This is a genomic window from Vibrio sp. 1562 (assembly GCF_033340155.1).
GTDB classification, from domain to species: domain Bacteria; phylum Pseudomonadota; class Gammaproteobacteria; order Enterobacterales; family Vibrionaceae; genus Vibrio; species Vibrio alginolyticus.
This window is the reverse complement of record NZ_JAWOVY010000014.1, coordinates 91,440-111,433: the sequence shown is the minus strand read 5'-3', so window position 1 is coordinate 111,433 and position 19,994 is coordinate 91,440. Positions and strand designations below refer to the sequence as shown.

The 19,994-nt window shown below is 45.1% G+C and carries 19 protein-coding genes; 12 read left to right on the top strand and 7 right to left on the bottom strand.

All coding sequences use genetic code 11. The features are described from left to right. The first annotated feature begins 1 nt into the window (after position 1). The 5 genes from R7Z49_RS15520 to lipA all read left to right on the top strand — a co-directional run bounded on the left by R7Z49_RS15520 (position 2) and on the right by lipA (position 4,294). On the top strand, positions 2-805 hold the full coding sequence (locus tag R7Z49_RS15520; protein ID WP_017635670.1) for a septal ring lytic transglycosylase RlpA family protein: 804 nt from the start codon (positions 2-4) through the stop codon (positions 803-805). 91 nt (positions 806-896) lie between these two features. After that, positions 897-2,075, top strand: a complete 1,179-nt coding sequence (locus R7Z49_RS15515; RefSeq protein WP_005384132.1) for a serine hydrolase — start codon at positions 897-899, stop codon at positions 2,073-2,075. Between the two features lie 139 nt (positions 2,076-2,214). Beyond that, positions 2,215-2,493: a DUF493 family protein YbeD gene (gene ybeD / locus R7Z49_RS15510; RefSeq protein WP_005384135.1), complete on the top strand. Its 279-nt coding sequence runs from the start codon at positions 2,215-2,217 to the stop codon at positions 2,491-2,493. Between the two features lie 176 nt (positions 2,494-2,669). After that, the gene (lipB, locus tag R7Z49_RS15505; RefSeq protein ID WP_005384137.1) at positions 2,670-3,332 is read left to right on the top strand and encodes a lipoyl(octanoyl) transferase LipB; all 663 of its coding nucleotides are present in this window, start codon (positions 2,670-2,672) and stop codon (positions 3,330-3,332) included. Beyond that, the gene (gene lipA / locus R7Z49_RS15500) at positions 3,329-4,294 is read left to right on the top strand and encodes a lipoyl synthase (protein ID WP_005391329.1); all 966 of its coding nucleotides are present in this window, start codon (positions 3,329-3,331) and stop codon (positions 4,292-4,294) included. Before lipB ends, lipA begins: the two co-directional genes overlap by 4 nt. Positions 4,295-4,740: 446 nt before the next feature. Here lipA and glyA read toward each other — a convergent pair whose 3' ends face one another. Beyond that, the gene (gene glyA, locus R7Z49_RS15495) at positions 4,741-5,991 is read right to left on the bottom strand and encodes a serine hydroxymethyltransferase (protein WP_005381985.1); all 1,251 of its coding nucleotides are present in this window, start codon (positions 5,989-5,991) and stop codon (positions 4,741-4,743) included. Between the two features lie 347 nt (positions 5,992-6,338). Between glyA and R7Z49_RS15490 the strand changes: the two genes are divergently transcribed. From R7Z49_RS15490 to R7Z49_RS15480, 3 genes are all read left to right on the top strand, one after another. Then, a complete protein-coding gene (locus R7Z49_RS15490) occupies positions 6,339-6,941 on the top strand; it encodes a YitT family protein (RefSeq protein WP_017635671.1) in 603 nt (200 codons plus the stop codon). A 90-nt stretch (positions 6,942-7,031) separates the two neighbouring features. Next, a complete protein-coding gene (locus R7Z49_RS15485) occupies positions 7,032-8,552 on the top strand; it encodes a transcriptional regulator (RefSeq protein WP_054700862.1) in 1,521 nt (506 codons plus the stop codon). A 131-nt stretch (positions 8,553-8,683) separates the two neighbouring features. Beyond that, positions 8,684-9,583 (top strand): hypothetical protein, encoded by a 900-nt coding sequence (locus tag R7Z49_RS15480; protein WP_132937043.1) that lies wholly within the window; start codon positions 8,684-8,686, stop codon positions 9,581-9,583. Positions 9,584-9,682: 99 nt separating this feature from the next. Here the strand turns inward: R7Z49_RS15480 and treC are convergent, their stop codons facing one another. The 4 genes from treC to gmhB form a co-directional block, all read right to left on the bottom strand. Continuing rightward, positions 9,683-11,368, bottom strand: a complete 1,686-nt coding sequence (treC, locus tag R7Z49_RS15475; protein WP_132937044.1) for an alpha,alpha-phosphotrehalase — start codon at positions 11,366-11,368, stop codon at positions 9,683-9,685. A gap of 87 nt (positions 11,369-11,455) precedes the next feature. Further along, a complete protein-coding gene (gene treB, locus R7Z49_RS15470) occupies positions 11,456-12,880 on the bottom strand; it encodes a PTS trehalose transporter subunit IIBC (RefSeq protein WP_170890797.1) in 1,425 nt (474 codons plus the stop codon). A 176-nt stretch (positions 12,881-13,056) separates the two neighbouring features. Further along, positions 13,057-14,004, bottom strand: coding sequence for a trehalose operon repressor TreR (gene treR / locus R7Z49_RS15465; protein ID WP_085569903.1), 948 nt, complete (start codon positions 14,002-14,004; stop codon positions 13,057-13,059). Positions 14,005-14,078: 74 nt separating this feature from the next. Next, positions 14,079-14,630 (bottom strand): D-glycero-beta-D-manno-heptose 1,7-bisphosphate 7-phosphatase, encoded by a 552-nt coding sequence (gene gmhB, locus R7Z49_RS15460; RefSeq protein ID WP_005381961.1) that lies wholly within the window; start codon positions 14,628-14,630, stop codon positions 14,079-14,081. A gap of 341 nt (positions 14,631-14,971) precedes the next feature. Here gmhB and metN point away from each other — a divergent pair, with 341 nt between their 5' ends. From metN to R7Z49_RS15445, 3 genes are read left to right on the top strand one after another with little or no spacing between them, the layout of a single operon-like run. Beyond that, a complete protein-coding gene (gene metN, locus R7Z49_RS15455; protein ID WP_005381962.1) occupies positions 14,972-16,006 on the top strand; it encodes a methionine ABC transporter ATP-binding protein MetN in 1,035 nt (344 codons plus the stop codon). Next, positions 15,996-16,673 (top strand): methionine ABC transporter permease, encoded by a 678-nt coding sequence (locus R7Z49_RS15450; protein WP_005383604.1) that lies wholly within the window; start codon positions 15,996-15,998, stop codon positions 16,671-16,673. The genes metN and R7Z49_RS15450 overlap by 11 nt, the downstream gene beginning before the upstream one ends. A gap of 32 nt (positions 16,674-16,705) precedes the next feature. Continuing rightward, entirely contained in the window at positions 16,706-17,515 is an 810-nt protein-coding gene (locus R7Z49_RS15445) for a MetQ/NlpA family lipoprotein (RefSeq protein WP_005381966.1), read from the top strand. 126 nt (positions 17,516-17,641) lie between these two features. Here the strand turns inward: R7Z49_RS15445 and R7Z49_RS15440 are convergent, their stop codons facing one another. After that, positions 17,642-18,418, bottom strand: coding sequence for a Zn-ribbon-containing protein (locus R7Z49_RS15440; protein WP_005383605.1), 777 nt, complete (start codon positions 18,416-18,418; stop codon positions 17,642-17,644). Positions 18,419-18,420: 2 nt separating this feature from the next. Next, entirely contained in the window at positions 18,421-18,966 is a 546-nt protein-coding gene (syd, locus tag R7Z49_RS15435; RefSeq protein WP_005381970.1) for a SecY-interacting protein, read from the bottom strand. A 108-nt stretch (positions 18,967-19,074) separates the two neighbouring features. Between syd and queF the strand changes: the two genes are divergently transcribed. Then, positions 19,075-19,920 (top strand): NADPH-dependent 7-cyano-7-deazaguanine reductase QueF, encoded by an 846-nt coding sequence (queF, locus tag R7Z49_RS15430; RefSeq protein WP_005383608.1) that lies wholly within the window; start codon positions 19,075-19,077, stop codon positions 19,918-19,920. Positions 19,921-19,994: the final 74 nt, after the last annotated feature.

The following is a 19,994-nucleotide window of genomic DNA, read 5'->3' as shown; positions in this document are numbered from 1 at the left end:
CATGCAAAAACGCGCTTTATATTCCTTGGTTTTCTCTGCTCTTATTTTGGCAGGCTGTTCATCAACTAGCCAAAAAGAACAAGAAGGCCGTTACGAACTCGAATCCGATGTTGCACCGGATACACCGCTTTCAGTCGAACACATCGAGGATGCGCATCCTAAATATGAACCGTACAGCCTAGGTGGGAACAAAGATTACCACTTGCGTGGCAAAGACTACAAAATAGTTCGCAATGCGAAAGGCTTTAAAGAAAAAGGCCGCGCATCTTGGTATGGGAAAAAATTCCAAGGTCATTTGACTTCTAATGGCGAAATCTATGACATGTATTCAATGACGGCAGCGCATAAAACGCTACCGTTACCAAGTTACGTAAAAGTTACCAATACTGACAACGGAAAAACCACCATAGTACGAGTTAATGACCGAGGTCCTTTTCACGATGGCCGTATCATTGATTTAAGCTATGCCGCCGCGCACAAGTTAGATGTCATAAAAACAGGCACCGCGAACGTGGAAATTGAAGTGATCAGTATCAATCAGCCCACGGACAAAAAGTCATTAGAAGCGCACCCTAGGTACGTTATTCAAGTGGCATCATCAAAAAATGAAGAACGCGCGCGAACTTTAGGTACCGAGCTTGGTCAAAAATTGGATACAGAAACTTTCCTAGAGAGTGCGAAAGAGTCTTATCGCTTGTTGTTAGGGCCATTTACTGACTATTCCCTGACGCAAGCCACATTAGATAAAGTAAAGTTGCTCGGCTATTCGTCTGCATTTATTAAAAAACACAACACTGCCAAATGACCTCGTGTCATGAATTTCTCTTTGATCCCCCTCTTACATAACTAGGGATTCTGATAAGATGTCTGCAGTTAACCCAAAAATTTGAATTACCATGAATAAAAATAAGTTTGTGAAATCTATTCTCGTTTCTTCGGTTGCCCTTTCTGCAACTTTCGCTCAATCTGCTCTTGCATCACCTATCGTTGTTCCAGATGCCCCTCAAATCGCGGCGAAGGGCTACGTGCTGATGGATTACCATTCAGGTAAAGTACTGGCAGAGAAAGAGATGAACACAAAATTGTCTCCAGCTAGTCTGACTAAGATGATGACCAGCTATGTAATCGGCCAAGAGCTAGCCCGTGGTAATATCTCAGAAGATGATGATGTCACCATCAGTAAAAATGCGTGGGCGAAAAACTTCCCTGATTCATCAAAGATGTTCATTGAAGTAGGCACAACAGTTAAAGTACGTGACCTGAACCGAGGTATCATCGTCCAGTCAGGTAACGATGCCTGTGTTGCGATGGCAGAACATATTGCAGGTTCAGAAGATGCGTTTGTTGACCTAATGAACGCTTGGGCCAACACATTGGGTATGACTAACTCGCACTTTGCCAACGTTCATGGCTTAGATAACGCAGAATTGTACTCAACACCATACGACATGGCACTGCTAGGTAAAGCACTTATCCGTGACGTACCAAATGAGTACCGAGTGTACTCAGAGAAGAAATTTACTTACAACGGCATCACCCAATACAACCGTAACGGTCTACTTTGGGATAAGAGCATGAACGTTGACGGTATCAAAACGGGTCACACAAGTAATGCGGGTTACAGCCTAGTAAGTTCAGCAACTGAAGGTCAAATGCGCTTGGTTGCGGTCGTTATGGGTACTAAAGATGCCAATGCTCGTAAGTCAGAAAGCAAAAAGCTACTAAGCTACGGCTTCCGTTTCTTCGAAACAGTAGCACCGCACAAAGCAGGTGAAACGTTCGTTGAAGAAAAAGTGTGGATGGGTAACAAAGACACTGTAGCGTTAGGCCTTGACCAAGATACTTACGTAACACTACCACGTGGTGAAGCGAAAAACCTAAAAGCCAGCTTCGTCCTTGAAAAAGAGCTAGAAGCCCCAATTAATAAAGGTGATGTAGTTGGTAAGCTATACTATCAGATCGATGGTGAAGATATTGCCGAATACCCACTAATGGCACTAGAAACCGTAGAGCAAGGTAGTCTATTTAGCCGCATGTGGGATTACATCGTATTGTTATTCAAGAGCTTCTTCTAAGAAGGACGTTAGAGTAGCAAACTTATTCGCAAAGCCGCCTGAAAGGGCGGCTTTTTAAGTTTGAGATCCTCGTCTTGAGTTCCCCCTAATTTGACTGTACTATTTCGCACCGCAACGAATATCTACTGGAGTTATCGATATGCTAACCATCAACTCTGATGCAAAATTAAAAGACCTGCTTGAGTTCCCTTGTTCATTTACTTACAAGGTAATGGGTCATGCAAAGCCTGAACTTCCAGAGCTTGTTCTTGAAGTTATTCAGCGCCATGCTCCAGGTGACTACAGCCCGACCGTTAAACCAAGTGCTAAGGGCAACTACCACTCGGTATCAATCAACATCACTGCAACGTCTATCGAGCAAGTTGAGACGCTATACAAAGAGTTAGGTGAAATTGACATCGTGCGCATGGTTCTATAATTTTTTGATAGATTAAATTTTTTTTGAAAGCAGCTTCGGCTGCTTTCTTTTTATTTATCAACCAGATAACAAAACTTTACATCGCTTTCAGTTAAAAATCTGTTACTCAGCGGTAGAGCATCAAGGTTATCCGGTTTATAATCCAAAAACTTTATATATTAGCAACAGGAATTCCCATGCAACACCAACTTGTTGTAAAACGACTTGGCCGCCAAGACTATGAGCCTGTATGGAAGGCGATGCATGAGTTCACCGACCAACGCACAGAAGAAACCCGTGATGAAGTCTGGTTGGTAGAACATAACCCAGTATTTACGCAAGGACAGGCAGGTAAAGCTGAGCACTTGATTAACACTGGCGATATTCCTGTTGTACAAAGTGATCGCGGAGGCCAGGTTACGTATCATGGCCCTGGTCAGTTGGTCGCCTACTTCTTGATCAACCTACGCCGCAAAAAATTAGGTGTACGAGATCTCGTTACCACAATCGAGAACCTCGTGATCAACACGCTAAAAGCATACAATATTGACTCAGCCGCGCGACCTGACGCACCAGGTGTCTACGTTGCCGGTAAGAAAATATGCTCTCTCGGTTTACGCATTCGTAAAGGATGCTCGTTTCATGGTTTAGCCTTGAACGTAAATATGGATTTAACACCGTTTCTGCGTATTAACCCTTGTGGTTATGAAGGTATGGAAATGGTTCAGGTCAGCCAATTTGGCGGCCCAGACAATGTAGAAGCCGTAGAAAAACAATTAATAGAAGAACTCGTTACTTTGCTCGATTATGAGCAAGTAGAATTCAGCACAGAAGCACCTTCTCAAGGTAATAAAGCATGAGCAAACCAATCCAGATGGAAAAAGGCGTTAAATATCGTGACGCCGATAAAATGGCATTGATTCCCGTAAAGAACATGCCTACAGAGCAGAAAGAAGTGCTACGTAAGCCTGATTGGATGAAGATCAAGCTACCAGCCGACAGCCAACGAATTCAAGACATCAAAGCGGCGATGCGTAAGAATAAACTTCACTCCGTATGTGAAGAAGCATCTTGCCCGAACCTAGCGGAATGTTTTAACCACGGTACAGCTACCTTCATGATCTTAGGTGCTATTTGTACTCGTCGTTGTCCTTTCTGTGACGTTGCTCATGGCCGCCCATTACCACCGGAAGCAGAAGAGCCTCAAAAACTGGCGAAAACCATTGCCGATATGAAGCTGAAATACGTAGTAATCACTTCTGTTGACCGTGACGATCTGCGTGACGGCGGTGCACAACACTTTGCCGATTGTAACCGCGAGATCCGTGCGTTAAACCCGCATATTAAGATTGAAACACTGGTTCCTGACTTCCGTGGTCGCATGGATGTAGCGCTTGATCTAATGAAAGACAATCCGCCAGATGTCTTCAACCACAACTTAGAAACAGCGCCACGTCTTTACCGTAAAGCTCGCCCAGGTGCGAACTATAAATGGTCACTTGAGCTTCTTAAGAAGTTCAAAGAGCAGCATCCCGATGTACCGACCAAGTCTGGTTTGATGATGGGTCTTGGTGAAACCAAAGAAGAAATCATCGAAGTACTGAAAGATCTACGCGCACACGGCGTAACGATGCTGACTCTAGGCCAGTACCTAGCGCCAAGCCGTCACCACTTGCCAGTAGAACGTTACGTTCCACCATCAGAGTTTGACGAGCTAAAAGAAGTTGCACTAGAACTTGGCTTCACGCATGCAGCGTGTGGTCCATTTGTTCGCTCTTCTTACCATGCCGATATGCAAGCTCAAGGTATCGAGATTAAATAAGCTCTCGCTTGTTTTGAAAAGAAAGGTTGGCTCAGTGCCAACCTTTTTTGTATCTGGCAAATGATGATAAAAAGCCATTCTACCACCGTCATTCTGAACAGCGAGGAACGAGCGTGATTCAGAATCTGTTTTCAGAATACTGATGATTTTTAGGGAAACTCTGAGTAAAAGAGTGTGCCTCAACAAGATTCCTGATCTCGTCTCGGCTCGTCGGAATGACGTGGTTTGGATATATTGAAAAGGGACAGTGTTGGTAGCCATCCCCTTATCACACCCTCTCGCTATATCTCATTCCAAACGCCAGACAAACAAAAAGGCCCTCAAATGAGGGCCTTTAGTATATCAATGTTCAAAATAGATGAGTCGAGTTCTAGGAGAACACACGGAGTTTACGCGAGCAAATGAGTATGTTCGACACCGAAATCGACTCATTCTATGAAGAACAGTTAGGCGTAAACCGGTAGACGCTTACAAATTTCTAGCACTTTCTGTTTAGTCGCTTCGATAACTTCTTCGTTGCCGATGTTATCTAGAACGTCACACATCCAGTTTGCTAGCTCTTTTGCATCTTCTTCAGTGAAGCCACGGCGAGTGATCGCTGGCGTACCTACACGGATACCAGACGTTACGAATGGGCTGCGTGGGTCATTTGGTACTGAGTTCTTGTTTACAGTGATGTTTGCAGCACCTAGTGCCGCGTCTGCGTCTTTACCAGTGATATCTTTGTCGATTAGGTCAACAAGGAACAAGTGGTTTTCTGTACCGTTAGATACGATTTTGTAGCCACGCTCTTGGAACTGACCAACCATTGCTTTTGCGTTTTTCACTACGCGAGCTTGATAAGCTTTGAACTCTGGCTCCATCGCTTCTTTGAACGCTACTGCTTTACCAGCGATAACGTGCATTAGAGGGCCACCTTGACCACCAGGGAACACTGCTGAGTTCAATTTCTTGTACATATCTTCGCCAGCATTTGACAAGATAAGACCACCGCGAGGACCTGCTAGTGTTTTGTGCGTCGTTGTTGTTACCACGTGAGCATGCGGTACTGGTGTTGGGTATTCACCGGCAGCGATAAGACCAGCTACGTGCGCCATATCAACAAATAAGTAAGCACCTGCTTTGTCAGCAATTTCACGCATGCGTTTCCAATCAACGATTTGCGAGTAAGCAGAGAAACCACCGATGATCATCTTAGGTTTGTGTTCAAGTGCTAGCTGTTCCATCTCGTCGTAGTTGATTTGACCAGCTTCATCGATACCGTAAGGGATAACGTTGTAGTGCTTACCCGAGAAGTTTACTGGTGAACCGTGAGTTAGGTGACCACCGTGCGCTAGGCTCATGCCTAAAACTGTATCGCCAGGGTTAAGAAGCGCCATGTAAACTGCGCTGTTTGCTTGAGAACCTGAGTGAGGCTGTACGTTAGCGTACTCACAACCAAATAGTTGGCATGCACGCTCAATTGCTAGTGCTTCAGCTTTATCTACGTACTCACAACCGCCGTAGTAACGCTTACCTGGGTAGCCTTCAGCGTATTTGTTCGTTAGCTGAGAACCTTGCGCTTCCATTACACGTGGGCTTGTGTAGTTTTCAGAAGCGATAAGTTCAATGTGTTCTTCCTGGCGAAGAGTTTCTTCCTGGATAGCTGCGAACAGTTCCGCATCGTAATCTGCGATGTTCATATCACGCTTAAGCATCTGTATCTCCTGACTCAGATTAGTACTGAAAGTTGCAAAAAAACTGTTGAATGACCCGACGCAAACGTTTTCGTCACCCTAATGGCGCGCATTCTACATAATTTGATTTAGGTCATAAAGAGAAATTTACAATTTTTCTCATGCAGTTTTTTCATGATGACAAGCAATGTTTACCATGCCAGCATTGCAATCGCATAACGACAATCTATTGCCTGTCAAATTTGTGCTTTACACCCTGTAAAACAGCAATTACATAGGTTTACCGTAAATTTTACCCTCTAGCTACCGAAAAGATCATCTTTTTACTACTATGCACGCCTTATTTATCACTAATGACTGCAATATTGATGGAAAAACACTCATTAAAAGAAGACTGGATAGCGATTCTCACGGGTACCTTTTTAGTAGCTCAAGGCGTTTTCTTTCTCCAATCCGCGAACCTTCTAACGGGAGGCACGACTGGATTGGCTCTGCTTATTAGCCAATTTACACCTTTTACCTTTGGTGTGCTGTACTTTTTAGCAAACAGTCCTTTTTACTTACTAGCATGGAAACGCTTCGGCCGTCATTTCGCCATTAATAGTGCCATTTCTGGCGCGTTGGTTTCTATCTTTGCCGATCATCTTTATTTGCTAATCTCGCTCGAATCGGTAAATGAAGTTTATTGCGCCGTCGCAGGCGGGCTTTTAATGGGGCTCGGTATGCTGATCCTATTCCGACATCGCTCCAGCTTGGGTGGCTTTAACGTGCTGTGTTTGTTTATCCAAGACAAATTTGGCATTTCAGTTGGCAAAAGCCAAATGGCAATCGATGCATGTATCCTGTTTGCTTCATTCTTCTTTGTCACACCAGAAGTGATTGGCCTTTCAATTTTGGGGGCGTTTGCACTCAATCTCGTGTTAGCGATGAACCACAAACCGCACCGCTATTCCGTGACCTACGGTTCATAAATTTTTGATAATGATTGAAGCGCGATTTATAAGATTTCGCGCTCCAATCGCTATATAATACTTCGCGATTTCCAAATAGATCGGTACGGTATGCGCGACTTTCTGCAACAAGCTAAACAGACTCACAGTTGTATTGCGATTGGAGAGCTGATCTATAACCCGAAGACACAGACCCTTCATCAAGATGTTATCGCGATTGATCTTGAACCTCGCACCATTGAATTATTAGAACTGCTGTTAACAAGCGTTGGCCACCCACTCTCTGCTGACACCATTATTGAAACCATTTGGCAGAGCAAGTTCATCTCTAAGAATGTGCTCACGAACCGCATTAGCACCTTACGTGCCCTGCTACAGCAGTACTTACCCGAATACGATGCCGCTAAGCTTTTAGTCACTTACCCCCGCAAAGGCTACTTTCTTAACCCTGCCAATATTCGTTTGGTGCCACCAGCGAAAAGCCATCGACGCGTTATCCCAACTCAGGTTGCGAGGAATAAGAACTTCAAGCTGATTTTTGCTTATAGCTTGTGTGCCATACTTGCAGTTTGTAGCGTGACGCTCGCAAGCTTGTTATGGCAACGCCAAGAAATCTCAACACAACAAACACGTCATCAACTACTGATTCCCAAAGTCGAGCTACTACTCAACCGTGTCGATTCAATCGGCTCTCAGGCGCGAAAATACCGCATACTGGTCAAAGCCATCTTGCTGCAACAACAGGTCGAATATCCATACACCGACATCGCCAACCAAGATGCTCCCAGTTACTTTCTTGATCCTATCGGTCATGCGCCATATTTCCCTGGCGCACGAAACATGCAGACCAGCGACTACGAGCTCAATATCGAGTTAAAAGACGGCACAAAACAGGGCATCTTGAAAGCGCAGATGAACCTTATTTATCCTGCGACGGGCAAGCTAGCGTTTCGCAATGAGTACACACTGCGTTTATCTGACTTACAATCGGATATTTTCCAAATGCACTCGGATGTCGCGCAATACTTCAATCTGCCTGCACCTTCGGCAAGTACGTGGCAGCTTTCGGATATTCACAAAAAAATGTTATTCGAGAATGCCTTTTCTAGCCAACCTCTCCGACAATCTGATGAGTTTGCGGCTATAACAACGGCAAGACATCTCGCCTTATACGAGCACGAACATCAAAAGCTGGAAGCGTATTTAACTCAAGTACAATCGTCGTTTGATGTTTTGCCAGATGAGCTGAGCCTCTGGTTAGGTCTATTGCATTTCAAATTAGGTAACTTAGACAGGGCAAAAGCTCTGTTAACGACACCAGATGGCGACTCACGCATCCAAAACGCACTGATTTATACCTTTGTGTCTCACATTGCTTACAAGCAGAACAAACTTGAACAGTTCCGTCTCAACTACATGGAATCACTGGTGGCGCTGCTGCGCGTTTTACCTTCCGAAACCTTGTTTGAGCGTCTTTCTCAATCTGAATCCAAAGAGACTTGCCTCCAACCGTGGAAAACGTTGCATGTTAGTGTGACCGATCAAGAAATCATAAGCCGATGGAAAGCGCTCATTAACGAGTATTGCACTAATGTAGCCAACGAAATAAACCCAAATAAAACAAAGACCTAAATATAAAATTAAGCTTTCATTAACCCCTGTTATCTTTTGTTTTTTGCCCTTTTTCTCTCGCTGAACTTAGCATGCTCGCATTCAAGCAACGGCCCAACATGAAGCGGCCTTATCAATCAGGAATGTAAACCATGCTAAACAAAATGACGCTTATCGCAGCAGCAACTCTGGCTCTTTACGGCTGTGGCGGAGGTTCGTCTTCTGGCAGTGCGAATCCAAACAAAGTGCCTCAAGAAAGTTTCGACGTCTCGATTCACAACTCCATTTTCGCTCCTGTACCAAACACACAATTGAGCTATTCGTTTAGCTTGGATGGCCAACCAGAGGGCGACATGAAACTGAGCTTCCAAGCGATGGATAGCGAGCAAATATTGGCAGCATTGGCACAAATCCCAAACAGCGAGGCAATGGTCCAGTTGGTTAATGACTTGATGAACTACGGCGCCGAACAGTTCTACTATTCAGACGAGCAGTACAACGACGACGAAGAGAGCAATACGCTTTACTTTGCAGGATCAGATGGTGCACTCCATGAAATCACTGACGCTTATTTCATTGGTCATCAGTTTATTGCCATGCTTATGCACAGCGGTCCGATTTTCCGCCTAAACGGTGACGACGTAAAAGAGAAAAGCCCGAATATTGACATCGGTGAAGAAACTATGTCTCTGCAAACCACTCTTACAGGCTACTCAGTTCACAACCTACTAGACCGTTTTGAAGAGCATGAGTGGGTACAAAACCTTCCTATGACAGCATCTTGCCAAGTGGTTTGGCAACAGCAAATCCGAGAAACTGGCGTGCGTAAAGCGTTCTCGATCTCAGGCAAGAAAATTGAAGCGGCATACCTGATGGAAGAGAACATCTACAACCTAAACTGTGATGATATGGACTCAATGGAGTTCGCCACTTCGGCAGAACGTTGGTTTAATCCGAGCTTAGGTCTGATAGAACAAATTGAACTGCTGAAAGTACAACAAGTACAAATCAACGAAGAGAAAGTGCAGCTAACAGCGATTGAAACAAAATAAGCTTGCATTTTTTATAGATATCTCAATAAAAGAAGGCTTTGGGGAGCACACCAAAGCCTTCATCTCGAACATCAATCTTAGGGGTGATGACACCCGAGTTTATTCTTCTATCAATAAAATACGAGTTTCGTAAGGTCGTAACACTTGATGGTTTGACGCGACTGCGCTCGCTGAGTTTTGATAGTTAGATAGCAAGTTTTTCGCTTTACTCATATCAAAACGTTCTGGCAGAACGCATTCCACCTCTTCAGCATAGTAGTTATTGATACACAGCAGCGTTTGCTTATCGTTCTGACGAGCGTAAGCGAAAATACGTTTGTGCTCTGGCAGTAAATCTTCATAACGGCCATCGGTGATGACTGGAACCTGTTTACGCAGTTCAATCAGACGCTTGTAAAAGTAGAACACCGAGTTCAAATCGGCAACCGCAGCTTCAGCATTGATTTCAGAGTAATTCTGCGCCACTTCAAGCCACGGCGTTCCCTCAGTAAAGCCCGCGTGTTTTGCACTGTTCCATTGCATTGGTGTACGTGAATTATCACGCGACTTCTGTGCCAAGATCGCCATCATATCGTCATGAGATACACCATCACGGTTGACCATGATGTCGTACATGTTAGTACTTTCAACATCACGATATTGGCTGATTTCGGTATAACCCGGGTTGGTCATGCCGATCTCTTCCCCCTGGTAAACATAAGGTGTGCCTTGCATCATGTGCGCTGATGCCGCAAGCACCTTGGCAGATTCAACACGGTATTGCTCGTCGTTACCTAATCGGCTCACAACGCGTGGCTGGTCGTGGTTACACCAGAACAGCGCCCCCCACCCTTTGCCATTTAAGCCCGTTTGCCAATGATTGAAGATCTGTTTTAACTGAATGAAATCAAACGGCGCTTTGGTCCATTTTTCACCATTTGGATAATCGACTTTCAGATGATGGAAGTTGAACACCATGGATAGCTCTTTGCCGTCTAGCGAAGAATATTGCTGGCAGTGCTCTAGCGTAGTGGAAGACATTTCACCCACCGTCACGCTGCCGTATTTTTGAAACACAGATTCGCTAATCTCTTGAAGGTATTCGTGCACACGTGGACCATCCGTGTAGAAACGACGACCATCACCAATATCGTCACTTGGAAAATCTTGCTGCTTGGAAATCAGGTTGATAACGTCGAGACGGAAACCATCCACTCCTTTTTCTGCCCAGAAGCTGATGACTTCTTTCACTTCTTCACGCACTACTGGGTTTTCCCAGTTTAAGTCCGCTTGCTCTTTAGCAAAAAGGTGCAAATAGTACTGGCCTGTTTTTTCATCCAGCGCCCAAGCGTTGCCACCAAACTTTGATTGCCAGTTGTTTGGTTCAGCACCATCTACCGGATCTTTCCAGATGTAGTAATCACGGTATGGGCTGTTTTTATCACCCAGTGCGGATTGGAACCACTTGTGTTCTGTCGACGTGTGGTTCACTACAATGTCCATGATGATACGAATACCCAACTGATGCGCTTCTGCTAGCAAAGTATCAAAGTCTTGCATCGTGCCGAACTCAGGGTTGATCGAGTAGTAATCGGAGATGTCATAACCGTTGTCGATCATTGGCGATTGGTAAACCGGCGTCAGCCAAATCGCATCCACACCAAGATGCTTAAGATAATCCAGCTTAGAAATGATCCCTTTGATGTCGCCCGTGCCTTTACTGCCACTGTCACAAAAGCTTTTTGGGTAAATTTGATAGATGGTTGCGGTTTTCCACCAGCTCTCATCATGCTTGGTCATAGCCATTTCTAACACTCACTTACCAGTAATCGGAAACTTAAAATTTGAAAAGAAAAATAGGAGGAGGCAGCCAAGTCACTGCCTCAAATAGAATTACGCGTTTGCAGGCTCAAGCTCACCTTTGGCTTGTGCACGCTTATAAAGAATTAACGTTAATGCAACAGGTACCAGCATTGCGACTAACATAGCCAAAGCAAAAATGCCCCAGAACTGCGGTTGGATAGACAAGATGCCCGGCAAACCGCCCACACCGATACCGTTCGCCATTACGCCCGCACTACCACAAATAGCAGCAGCACACGCACTACCGATCATCGCGCTCAACATTGGGAACTTGTATTTCAAGTTGATGCCGTACATCGCCGGTTCAGTCACGCCAAGGTAAGCAGAGATAGCCGCAGGCACTGAGATATCACGCTCGCCGTGTTTTTTACTGATGATAATGATGCCGACGACCGCAGACGCTTGAGCAATATTTGAAAGCGCAATCAGAGGCCAAATTGGCGTGCCGCCTAGCTCTTGCATTAATTGAAGGTCAACCGCGTTGGTGGTGTGGTGAATACCAGTAATGACCAATGGCGCGTATAGGAAGCCGAAGATGGTTGAGCCAATCATTGCGAAGTCACCCGTCATGGCTGCTTTTGCTGCGAATGCCACGCCGTCACCCAACATACGACCGAATGGACCAATGATAGAGTGCGCAAGAATCACAGACACAATGATTGAGACAAACGGCACGACCACTAGGTAAAGGTAAGACGGAATGATGCGTTTTAAGTTGGTTTCAATAAACGCCAGAGCCATACCAGCAAGCATTGCTGGAATCACTTGCGCCTGATAGCCCACTTTCTCGATGGCAAATAAGCCAAAGTCCCACACTTCGGGTACTTGCTTACCAATCAGGTAGGCGTTCATCAACTGTGGCGAAACCAATGTTACACCAAGCGTGATACCCAGAATCGGAGTACCGCCGAGCTTTTTCACTGTCGACCAACACACGCCAACCGGTAGGAAGAAGAAGATCGCCTCACCAATCAGCCATAAGAAAGAGTGTACCGTTGCCCAAAACTGGCTGATTTCCGTTAGCGTTTGACCATCAAACATCTTGATGTCGCCAATCACGTTACGGAAACCAAGGATCAGACCACCGGTGATGATCGCTGGTAGCAGTGGTACAAAGATTTCTGCAAGGTGGGAAATACCACGCTCAACGATATTCATGTTTTGACGAGCAGCGTTCTTCGCTTCGTCTTTGCTGGCTTCACTTTTACCCGTCAGTCCGATCAGTACCTTGTAAACTTCATCCACTTCAGTACCGATAACCACTTGGAACTGGCCTGCGTTGGTAAAACAGCCCTTCACCATCGGTAATGCTTCTAACTGTTTCGTATCTGCTTTGTCCGTATCATTTAGAACAAAACGCAAGCGAGTTAAACAGTGACTTACACTGGCAATGTTGTCCGGCCCCCCGACCAGCTCAATAAGACGCTCCACGTCTTTACGCGCAATCTTACTCATAACTTTGTCCACCCTGTATTGGATACATTCGATTCATCATTTTGTTTTTATAAATGGGAACATTCCCATTTCTTAATTTTAATATTGCCATCCGAAGGCAAAAAACAAAATGGGAACAGTCCCATTAATTGAGAGTGATCACAGTATAATTTTAGAGCAGATCGTTTTAGTGTGGGTCAATAAACGATAGGCTGTTGAGTAAAGTGAACCACTTCCTCATCGCCATTTAATTGATTGATCAGCATGTTAGCGGACTTCTCACCTGCAAGGGTATAACCGGGGTCGACACTAAATACTTTAGGGAAAAGGAAAGAGAGCAATTCATTACCACCAACACCTGTCACAACCACATCTTCACGGCCTAACTCTTGAAGACGCTTAATCACGCCCAACGCGATGGTGTCACTGGCGCACACGATGGCCTGAGTGTCAGATTGAAGGACTTTGTCTACCAACTGATAAGCACTTTCATGGCTCAACTTACCCGTCTGGAAACAAGGTGTAATTTGTTTGCGTTGACACCAAGCTTTATAAGCATTTAGACGAGCTAAGCCAGTGGTTTTGTCTTCAGGGTCAACACCAATATAAGCAATGCGAGATAAAGATTGCTGCTCAAGATGAGACAAAGCCATGTCTATCACACCTTGGTTGTCGTAGTTGATCGAAGAAACCATTTGCGTGTCCATCGCGATCACGACGATACGATTACCCCACTCCGCCAATGCTCGCTCATCACATCCAGTAAAACCAAACACGATCACCCCATCGACGTTGCGACGTCTAAGCACATCCAAATGCTCATTGGTTTTATCGCGATCGAATTGGCTCTCCATGATCACCGCATCATAACCAGCGGAATACAAAGCATTGAGCATGGTACCAACGGCGCGATTTTCTGATGGTGAGTCTAAACGGGAGATGATAACCCCAATGACTTTTTGGCTGCCACCACGCATCGACTGCGCCGACTTTGATGGGACGTAGCCTGATTCACGAATGATTTGCTCTACCTTCTCTCGCGTTTGGGGTTTCACTTTTGGATCGTTAGTAAGCACACGGCTTACTGTCGATTTGCCCACGCCTGCCAATTTTGCGATATCAAGAATGGTGAGTTTTTTGCTCATAAGTGTTCAGATTAAAAGAAGGAATCAAACAAAAGGGAAGCAGTGGCTTCCCTTATCTCAGTCAGTAATGAATATTACTTGTTTAAGTACGCAGGCACATCTGCAATGCTATCCAATACTACCGTTGCAATGGCTTCGCCCTGTTCCGTTACTGGCTTACCAGTGCGAACCAAAATCTTAGTGCCAACGCCTGCCGCTTCTGCTGCCATCATGTCTTCAGCTTTATCGCCGATCATCACAGATTTCTCCATGTCGATCTTCAAGAAGTCACGCGCAGAAATGAACATACCTGGTTTTGGCTTACGGCACTCACAATCTTGCTTGTACTCGCCAATGCCATGTTCTGGATGATGTGGACAGTAATAGATACCATCGAACTCAACACCATTATCAGCAAAGTTCCAATCCATCCATTGAGTCAGAGACAAGAAACGGTCTTCACTGAATTTACCGCGTGCGATGCCCGATTGATTCGTCACTAACACTAGAAGGTAGCCTTTATCTTTTAGCGCTTTCGTCGCTTCAAATACACCATCAATGTACTCAAAATCATGTTCGTCATGAACGTAGCCGTGGTCAACGTTTATCACGCCATCACGATCGATAAAAACAGCAGGTTTTGCCAAAACGTATTTCTCTATTAACTCGGTTTAATCAGATTATTACATACCTTATAAACTTCAACACTATCTAATTCATTCTAGGCCTCGACAAAACGGTTGATTTGTTGGGCAAGAATCGGTAAATCTGAGGGTGCCCTGCCGTCTACCTCCTCCTTTCTATCTATACATCTCCGTTTCGAAACAGAACATCCATACATTTAGACGTCTAGACGTAAAAATATCTATTGACTTCATTCTGCTTAACCCATAGCATCAACTGAAAATTGAGATAAAGCTCAACATTAAGTTCTGTCAAAGGCCGTTTTTGACAGCGAAGTTCCCCGTATCTTTGGGCAGGTTGAAACATGATAGAAATAAAAAACGTCAATAAAGTGTTCTACCAAGGCAGTAAGGAAATCCTTGCCCTGAAAGACATTAACCTACACATCGACAAAGGCACCATCTTTGGTGTTATCGGTTCATCAGGTGCTGGTAAAAGTACGCTGATTCGCTGCGTAAACATGTTAGAAGCGCCGACCTCTGGTTCCATCATCGTTGATGGTGTGGATCTAACCAAACTCAGCAAAAAACAACTAGTCGAAACACGCCGTAACATTGGCATGATCTTCCAGCACTTTAACCTGCTTTCGTCTCGTACTGTGTTTGATAATGTAGCACTGCCACTAGAACTGGCAGGTAAAGACAAATCGCAAATCACAACAAAAGTAACTGAGTTGCTAAAGCTTGTAGGCTTAGCCGACAAACACGAGAGCTACCCATCTAACTTAAGTGGCGGCCAAAAACAGCGTGTGGCAATTGCTCGTGCATTGGCATCCGATCCTAGCGTGCTGCTTTGTGATGAGGCCACTAGCGCACTAGACCCAGCAACAACTCAATCTATCCTTGAGTTATTGAAAGAGATCAACCGCAAACTCAACATCACGATTTTACTTATCACTCACGAAATGGAAGTCGTAAAAAGCATCTGTCACGAAGTAGCAATCATCGGTGGTGGTGAGCTGGTGGAAAAAGGCACCGTTGGCGATATTTTTGCGCACCCTAAGACAGAGCTAGCGCACCAATTCATTCGCTCAACGCTGGATCTTTCCATTCCTGAAGATTACCAAGCTCGTCTGCAAGCAGAGCGTGTTGATGGCAGCTATCCGTTGGTTCGCTTAGAGTTTACTGGCGCAACCGTCGATGCACCGTTAATGTCGCAAATTTCTCGTAAATACAATATTGATGTGAGTATTTTGAGTTCCGACCTTGATTACGCTGGTGGCGTGAAATTCGGCATGATGGTCGCAGAGCTATTTGGTAACGAAGAAGATGACAACGCAGCTCTTGAATACCTGCGTAAGCACAACGTAAAAGTAGAGGTACTTGGTTATGTCCTTTAATACGATTTCTGAATGGCTGAGTTTAAACAGCAAACTACTTTTAGGTGCAACGTGGGAAACGCTTTACATGGTTGCGGTTGCCGGATTAGTCGGCTTTGCTGTGGGTATTCCATTAGGCGTAATCCTCCATATTACTAAGAAAGGCGGCCTACTTGAAAACACCAAACTAAATAGCGGCTTAGGCGCTATCGTTAACATTGGTCGCTCAGTGCCATTCCTCGTACTGATGGTTGCGATTATTCCAGTGACAAAAATGCTAGTTGGAACCTTTATCGGCACAACCGCAGCAATCGTCCCACTGACTATTGGCGCCATTCCTTTTGTCGCTCGTCTTATTGAAGGTGCTTTATTAGAAGTACCGACAGGCTTGGTGGAAGCAGCGCAGTCAATGGGGGCGACACCAACACAGATCATCACAAAAGTTCTACTACCTGAAGCAATGCCGACTATTGTTAACTCAGTAACGATTACCTTGGTCACTCTCGTTAGCTACTCAGCTATGGCGGGTACGGTAGGCGGCGGCGGCCTAGGCGACGTAGCCATTCGTTACGGTTTCCACCGCTACGATGTAACTATCATGGCCGTGACTGTCGTGATGTTGATTGTTCTAGTACAGATTATTCAGTCTATCGGCGACGCAGTGGTGCGCCGTGTAGACCACAGATAAGCATCAAAAATACAAATTATAAGGAGATAAAGATGAAATTTAGCCTTAAAGGTCTTTTGACTGTAGCAACGGCCGCCTCTGCTCTTGCTCTAGCGGGTTGCGGCGACAAAGAAGTAGACGTAAACAAAGTAAAAGTTGGCGTTATTGCTGGTGCTGAAGCACAAGTAGCCGAAGTTGCCGCTAAAGTAGCAAAAGAGAAATACAACCTAGATGTTGAGCTAGTAACATTTACCGATTACGTAACACCAAACGCCGCTCTGGATGATGGTTCAGTAGACGCGAATGCGTTCCAGCACAAACCATACCTAGACCAACAAGTGAAAGACCGCGGCTACAAACTGGCTATCGCGGGTAACTCATTCGTTTACCCTATTGCTGGTTACTCAAAGCAAGTAAAATCAATTGATGAAATTCAAGATGGCGCACGCATCGCAGTACCAAACGACCCAACTAACCTAGGTCGCTCACTACTGCTTCTTGAGCAACAAGGTTTGATTACGCTACGTGATGGCGTTGGTCTACTCGCTACAGTACGTGACATCGTAGGCAACCCTAAAAATATCGAAATCATTGAACTAGAAGCCCCACAGCTTCCGCGTTCATTGGATGACGTAACGCTATCAATCATCAACACCACTTACGCAAGCTCTATCGACCTATCGCCAGAGCGTGACGGCGTGTTCGTTGAAGATAAAGACTCACCATACGTAAACCTAATTGTCGCTCGCGAAGAAAATGTTAATGCGCAAAACGTACAAAACTTCGTAAAAGCTTACCAAACGGAAGAAGTTTACGAAGCGGCAAAAGAGCTGTTCAAAGGCGGTGTTGTGAAAGGTTGGTAATCCCACTTTTCAAAACATGACTGAAAACAACGTTCTAAACATAAACGTTCTAAACACAAAAGGGCTGATGTGAAAACATCAGCCCTTTCTATTTGTCTATCTACCCATTTAAGTAGCTTCAATTCGCTACTTAAGATGGTCCCAAGAGATATTCGACACGATTCGGCAGTCATCACACTTAAAATGAAATATGTCATGTAGTGGCTCATCGAGTAGCCACTCGCCATCGCATTTTGGACACTTGCGCGCTTTCTCGCTCTCCAGCGACTGACCACCGACACGATACTGGTAATAGTACGTAGGGATCTTCGTGATGTATTCGATACGGCCACGTAAGTCCCAACCTCGGCGAAACAGCACACTATCCACATCGCAAATTTCGTGCAGCGCCGCATGTTCCGCTCGGCAACCCCCTGCCATTTGGATTTCATCACACGCTTGCCACTCAGTCTGCCACTTAATGACGGCTTTATGGTCTCCATTAAGTGTTGGCTCATTACGATACAAAGGAATTGGCAACAGGGTTTCACCACTTCGCAAAGGCGAACACGTATGAACATAAGTCGTGTACAACACTTGCCAGCTAGGTGTCTCTTCTTCGGCTGCTTGTTCTGAATTCAAATCACGCCCCAGCATACGCATTTTCGGAGCAAGCAAAGACGCATCCGACAAACGGTTCATGCACACTTTGACGAAATCTGAGTGATAACGTGGATGCAAGCTGTCTTGTTCTGGGCAAACAACACGAACGAAAAATTCACCTTCTCCCATCACTATCGGGAATTCACGACCTAATACTTGGCCGTTGTAACGCAGAGCATCCATCAAGCCATTAATGGCTTTGTCTACCGCGCTGACGGTGGTGTTATCAAAACACTCAAACTGCAACTCAACAACATACATACTTAGACGGCAGCCTCTAACTTATTCAAGAACTCAACCAATGAATCTGCCAATACATCACGTTTAGAGGTGCCCAAACGCTCTAGAATCACATTGCCAGTGAGGTTACAAATAGAAATCACATCCATTTCCTCATCTGTCGCTGCGATAAATACTGTTGGTTTAAGTTTCAAGCGGCGCTGCGTCACCAAATGACCAAGAATATTTTCTTGTAGACGCACGAAATCGTCATCGCTCCACACTTGCAGCAGCGTCAACGAATTACCTTGCCAAGTTGCCTCCATATCAGCGCAGTATTGAGAACCATAAAAGGCTTTAACATCATCTTGCAGTGACAACTCAATCGCATTTTCCACATTGGTGAAATCGGCCATTTCATCACGTGCGACCGCTTTCCAAAGCACCTTTCCATCACGCTTCTCTTCGACACAAGGAGAAACAAGCTCTGCAAGCTCTTCACTGCTTGGCAACTCATTGTGCTTAGCTTGCCAAGCTTGTTGGTAGCGCAGGCTGAACTCTTGTAGCGCCTGAGTAACGTTTTGGGTCATGAAGGTCTCCTCATTCCTTATTTATCAGATAGCCGTACTTGCCGGATGGCAATTGACCAGCGGATTCAGTAAAATTCTCGCCATTCTAATCGAAAACGACCACAAAGTATGAGCAAATATTCTGACGCTAAAGAGCTTGCTGGCTTAACACTAGGTAAAACGACCGAGTATGCGAACCAGTATGACCCAAGCTTGCTGCAACCAGTCCCTCGCAGCCTGAACCGAGATGACCTCCAGTTAGGCGATACTCTGCCTTTCATGGGGCACGACATTTGGACGCTGTACGAACTGTCTTGGTTAAATAGTAAAGGTTTACCACAAGTGGCCGTTGGCGAAGTATACATTCCAGCCACCAGCGCAAACTTGATTGAATCGAAGTCTTTCAAACTGTACTTAAACAGCTATAACCAAACCCGCTTTGCAAGCTGGGAAGAAGTGACTGAGCGTTTAACACAAGACCTTTCTGAATGCGCAGGTGAAAAGGTGCTGGTTGAGGTGAATCCAGTGACCCACTATACCAATCAACCTATCGTAACAATGGACGGTGAATGTATTGATGACCAAGACATTAACATCACCAGTTACGATTTCGATGCCGATTTGCTTGAAGGTGCAGCAGGTGAAGTACAAGTTGAAGAGGTGCTACATAGCCACCTATTGAAATCAAACTGTTTGATCACTAACCAACCCGACTGGGGCAGTGTAGAAATTCGCTACCAAGGCGCAAAAATAGATCGTGAGAAGCTGTTACGTTACTTAGTGTCTTTCCGCGAGCACAATGAGTTCCACGAACAGTGTGTAGAGCGTATTTTTACGGATCTAATGAAATACTGCCAACCAAGCAAACTGACCGTATTTGCCCGCTATACGCGCCGTGGAGGCTTGGATATCAACCCTTACCGCTCAACGGAACAAGATAAGCCAGCTCACAATCACCGTATGGCTCGTCAGTAAGCGCATAGGCAACAGAAATAAGTTCGGCAATCTAAAGGGTTGCCGGACGTTTTTATTGTCCAAGCATGTTACTA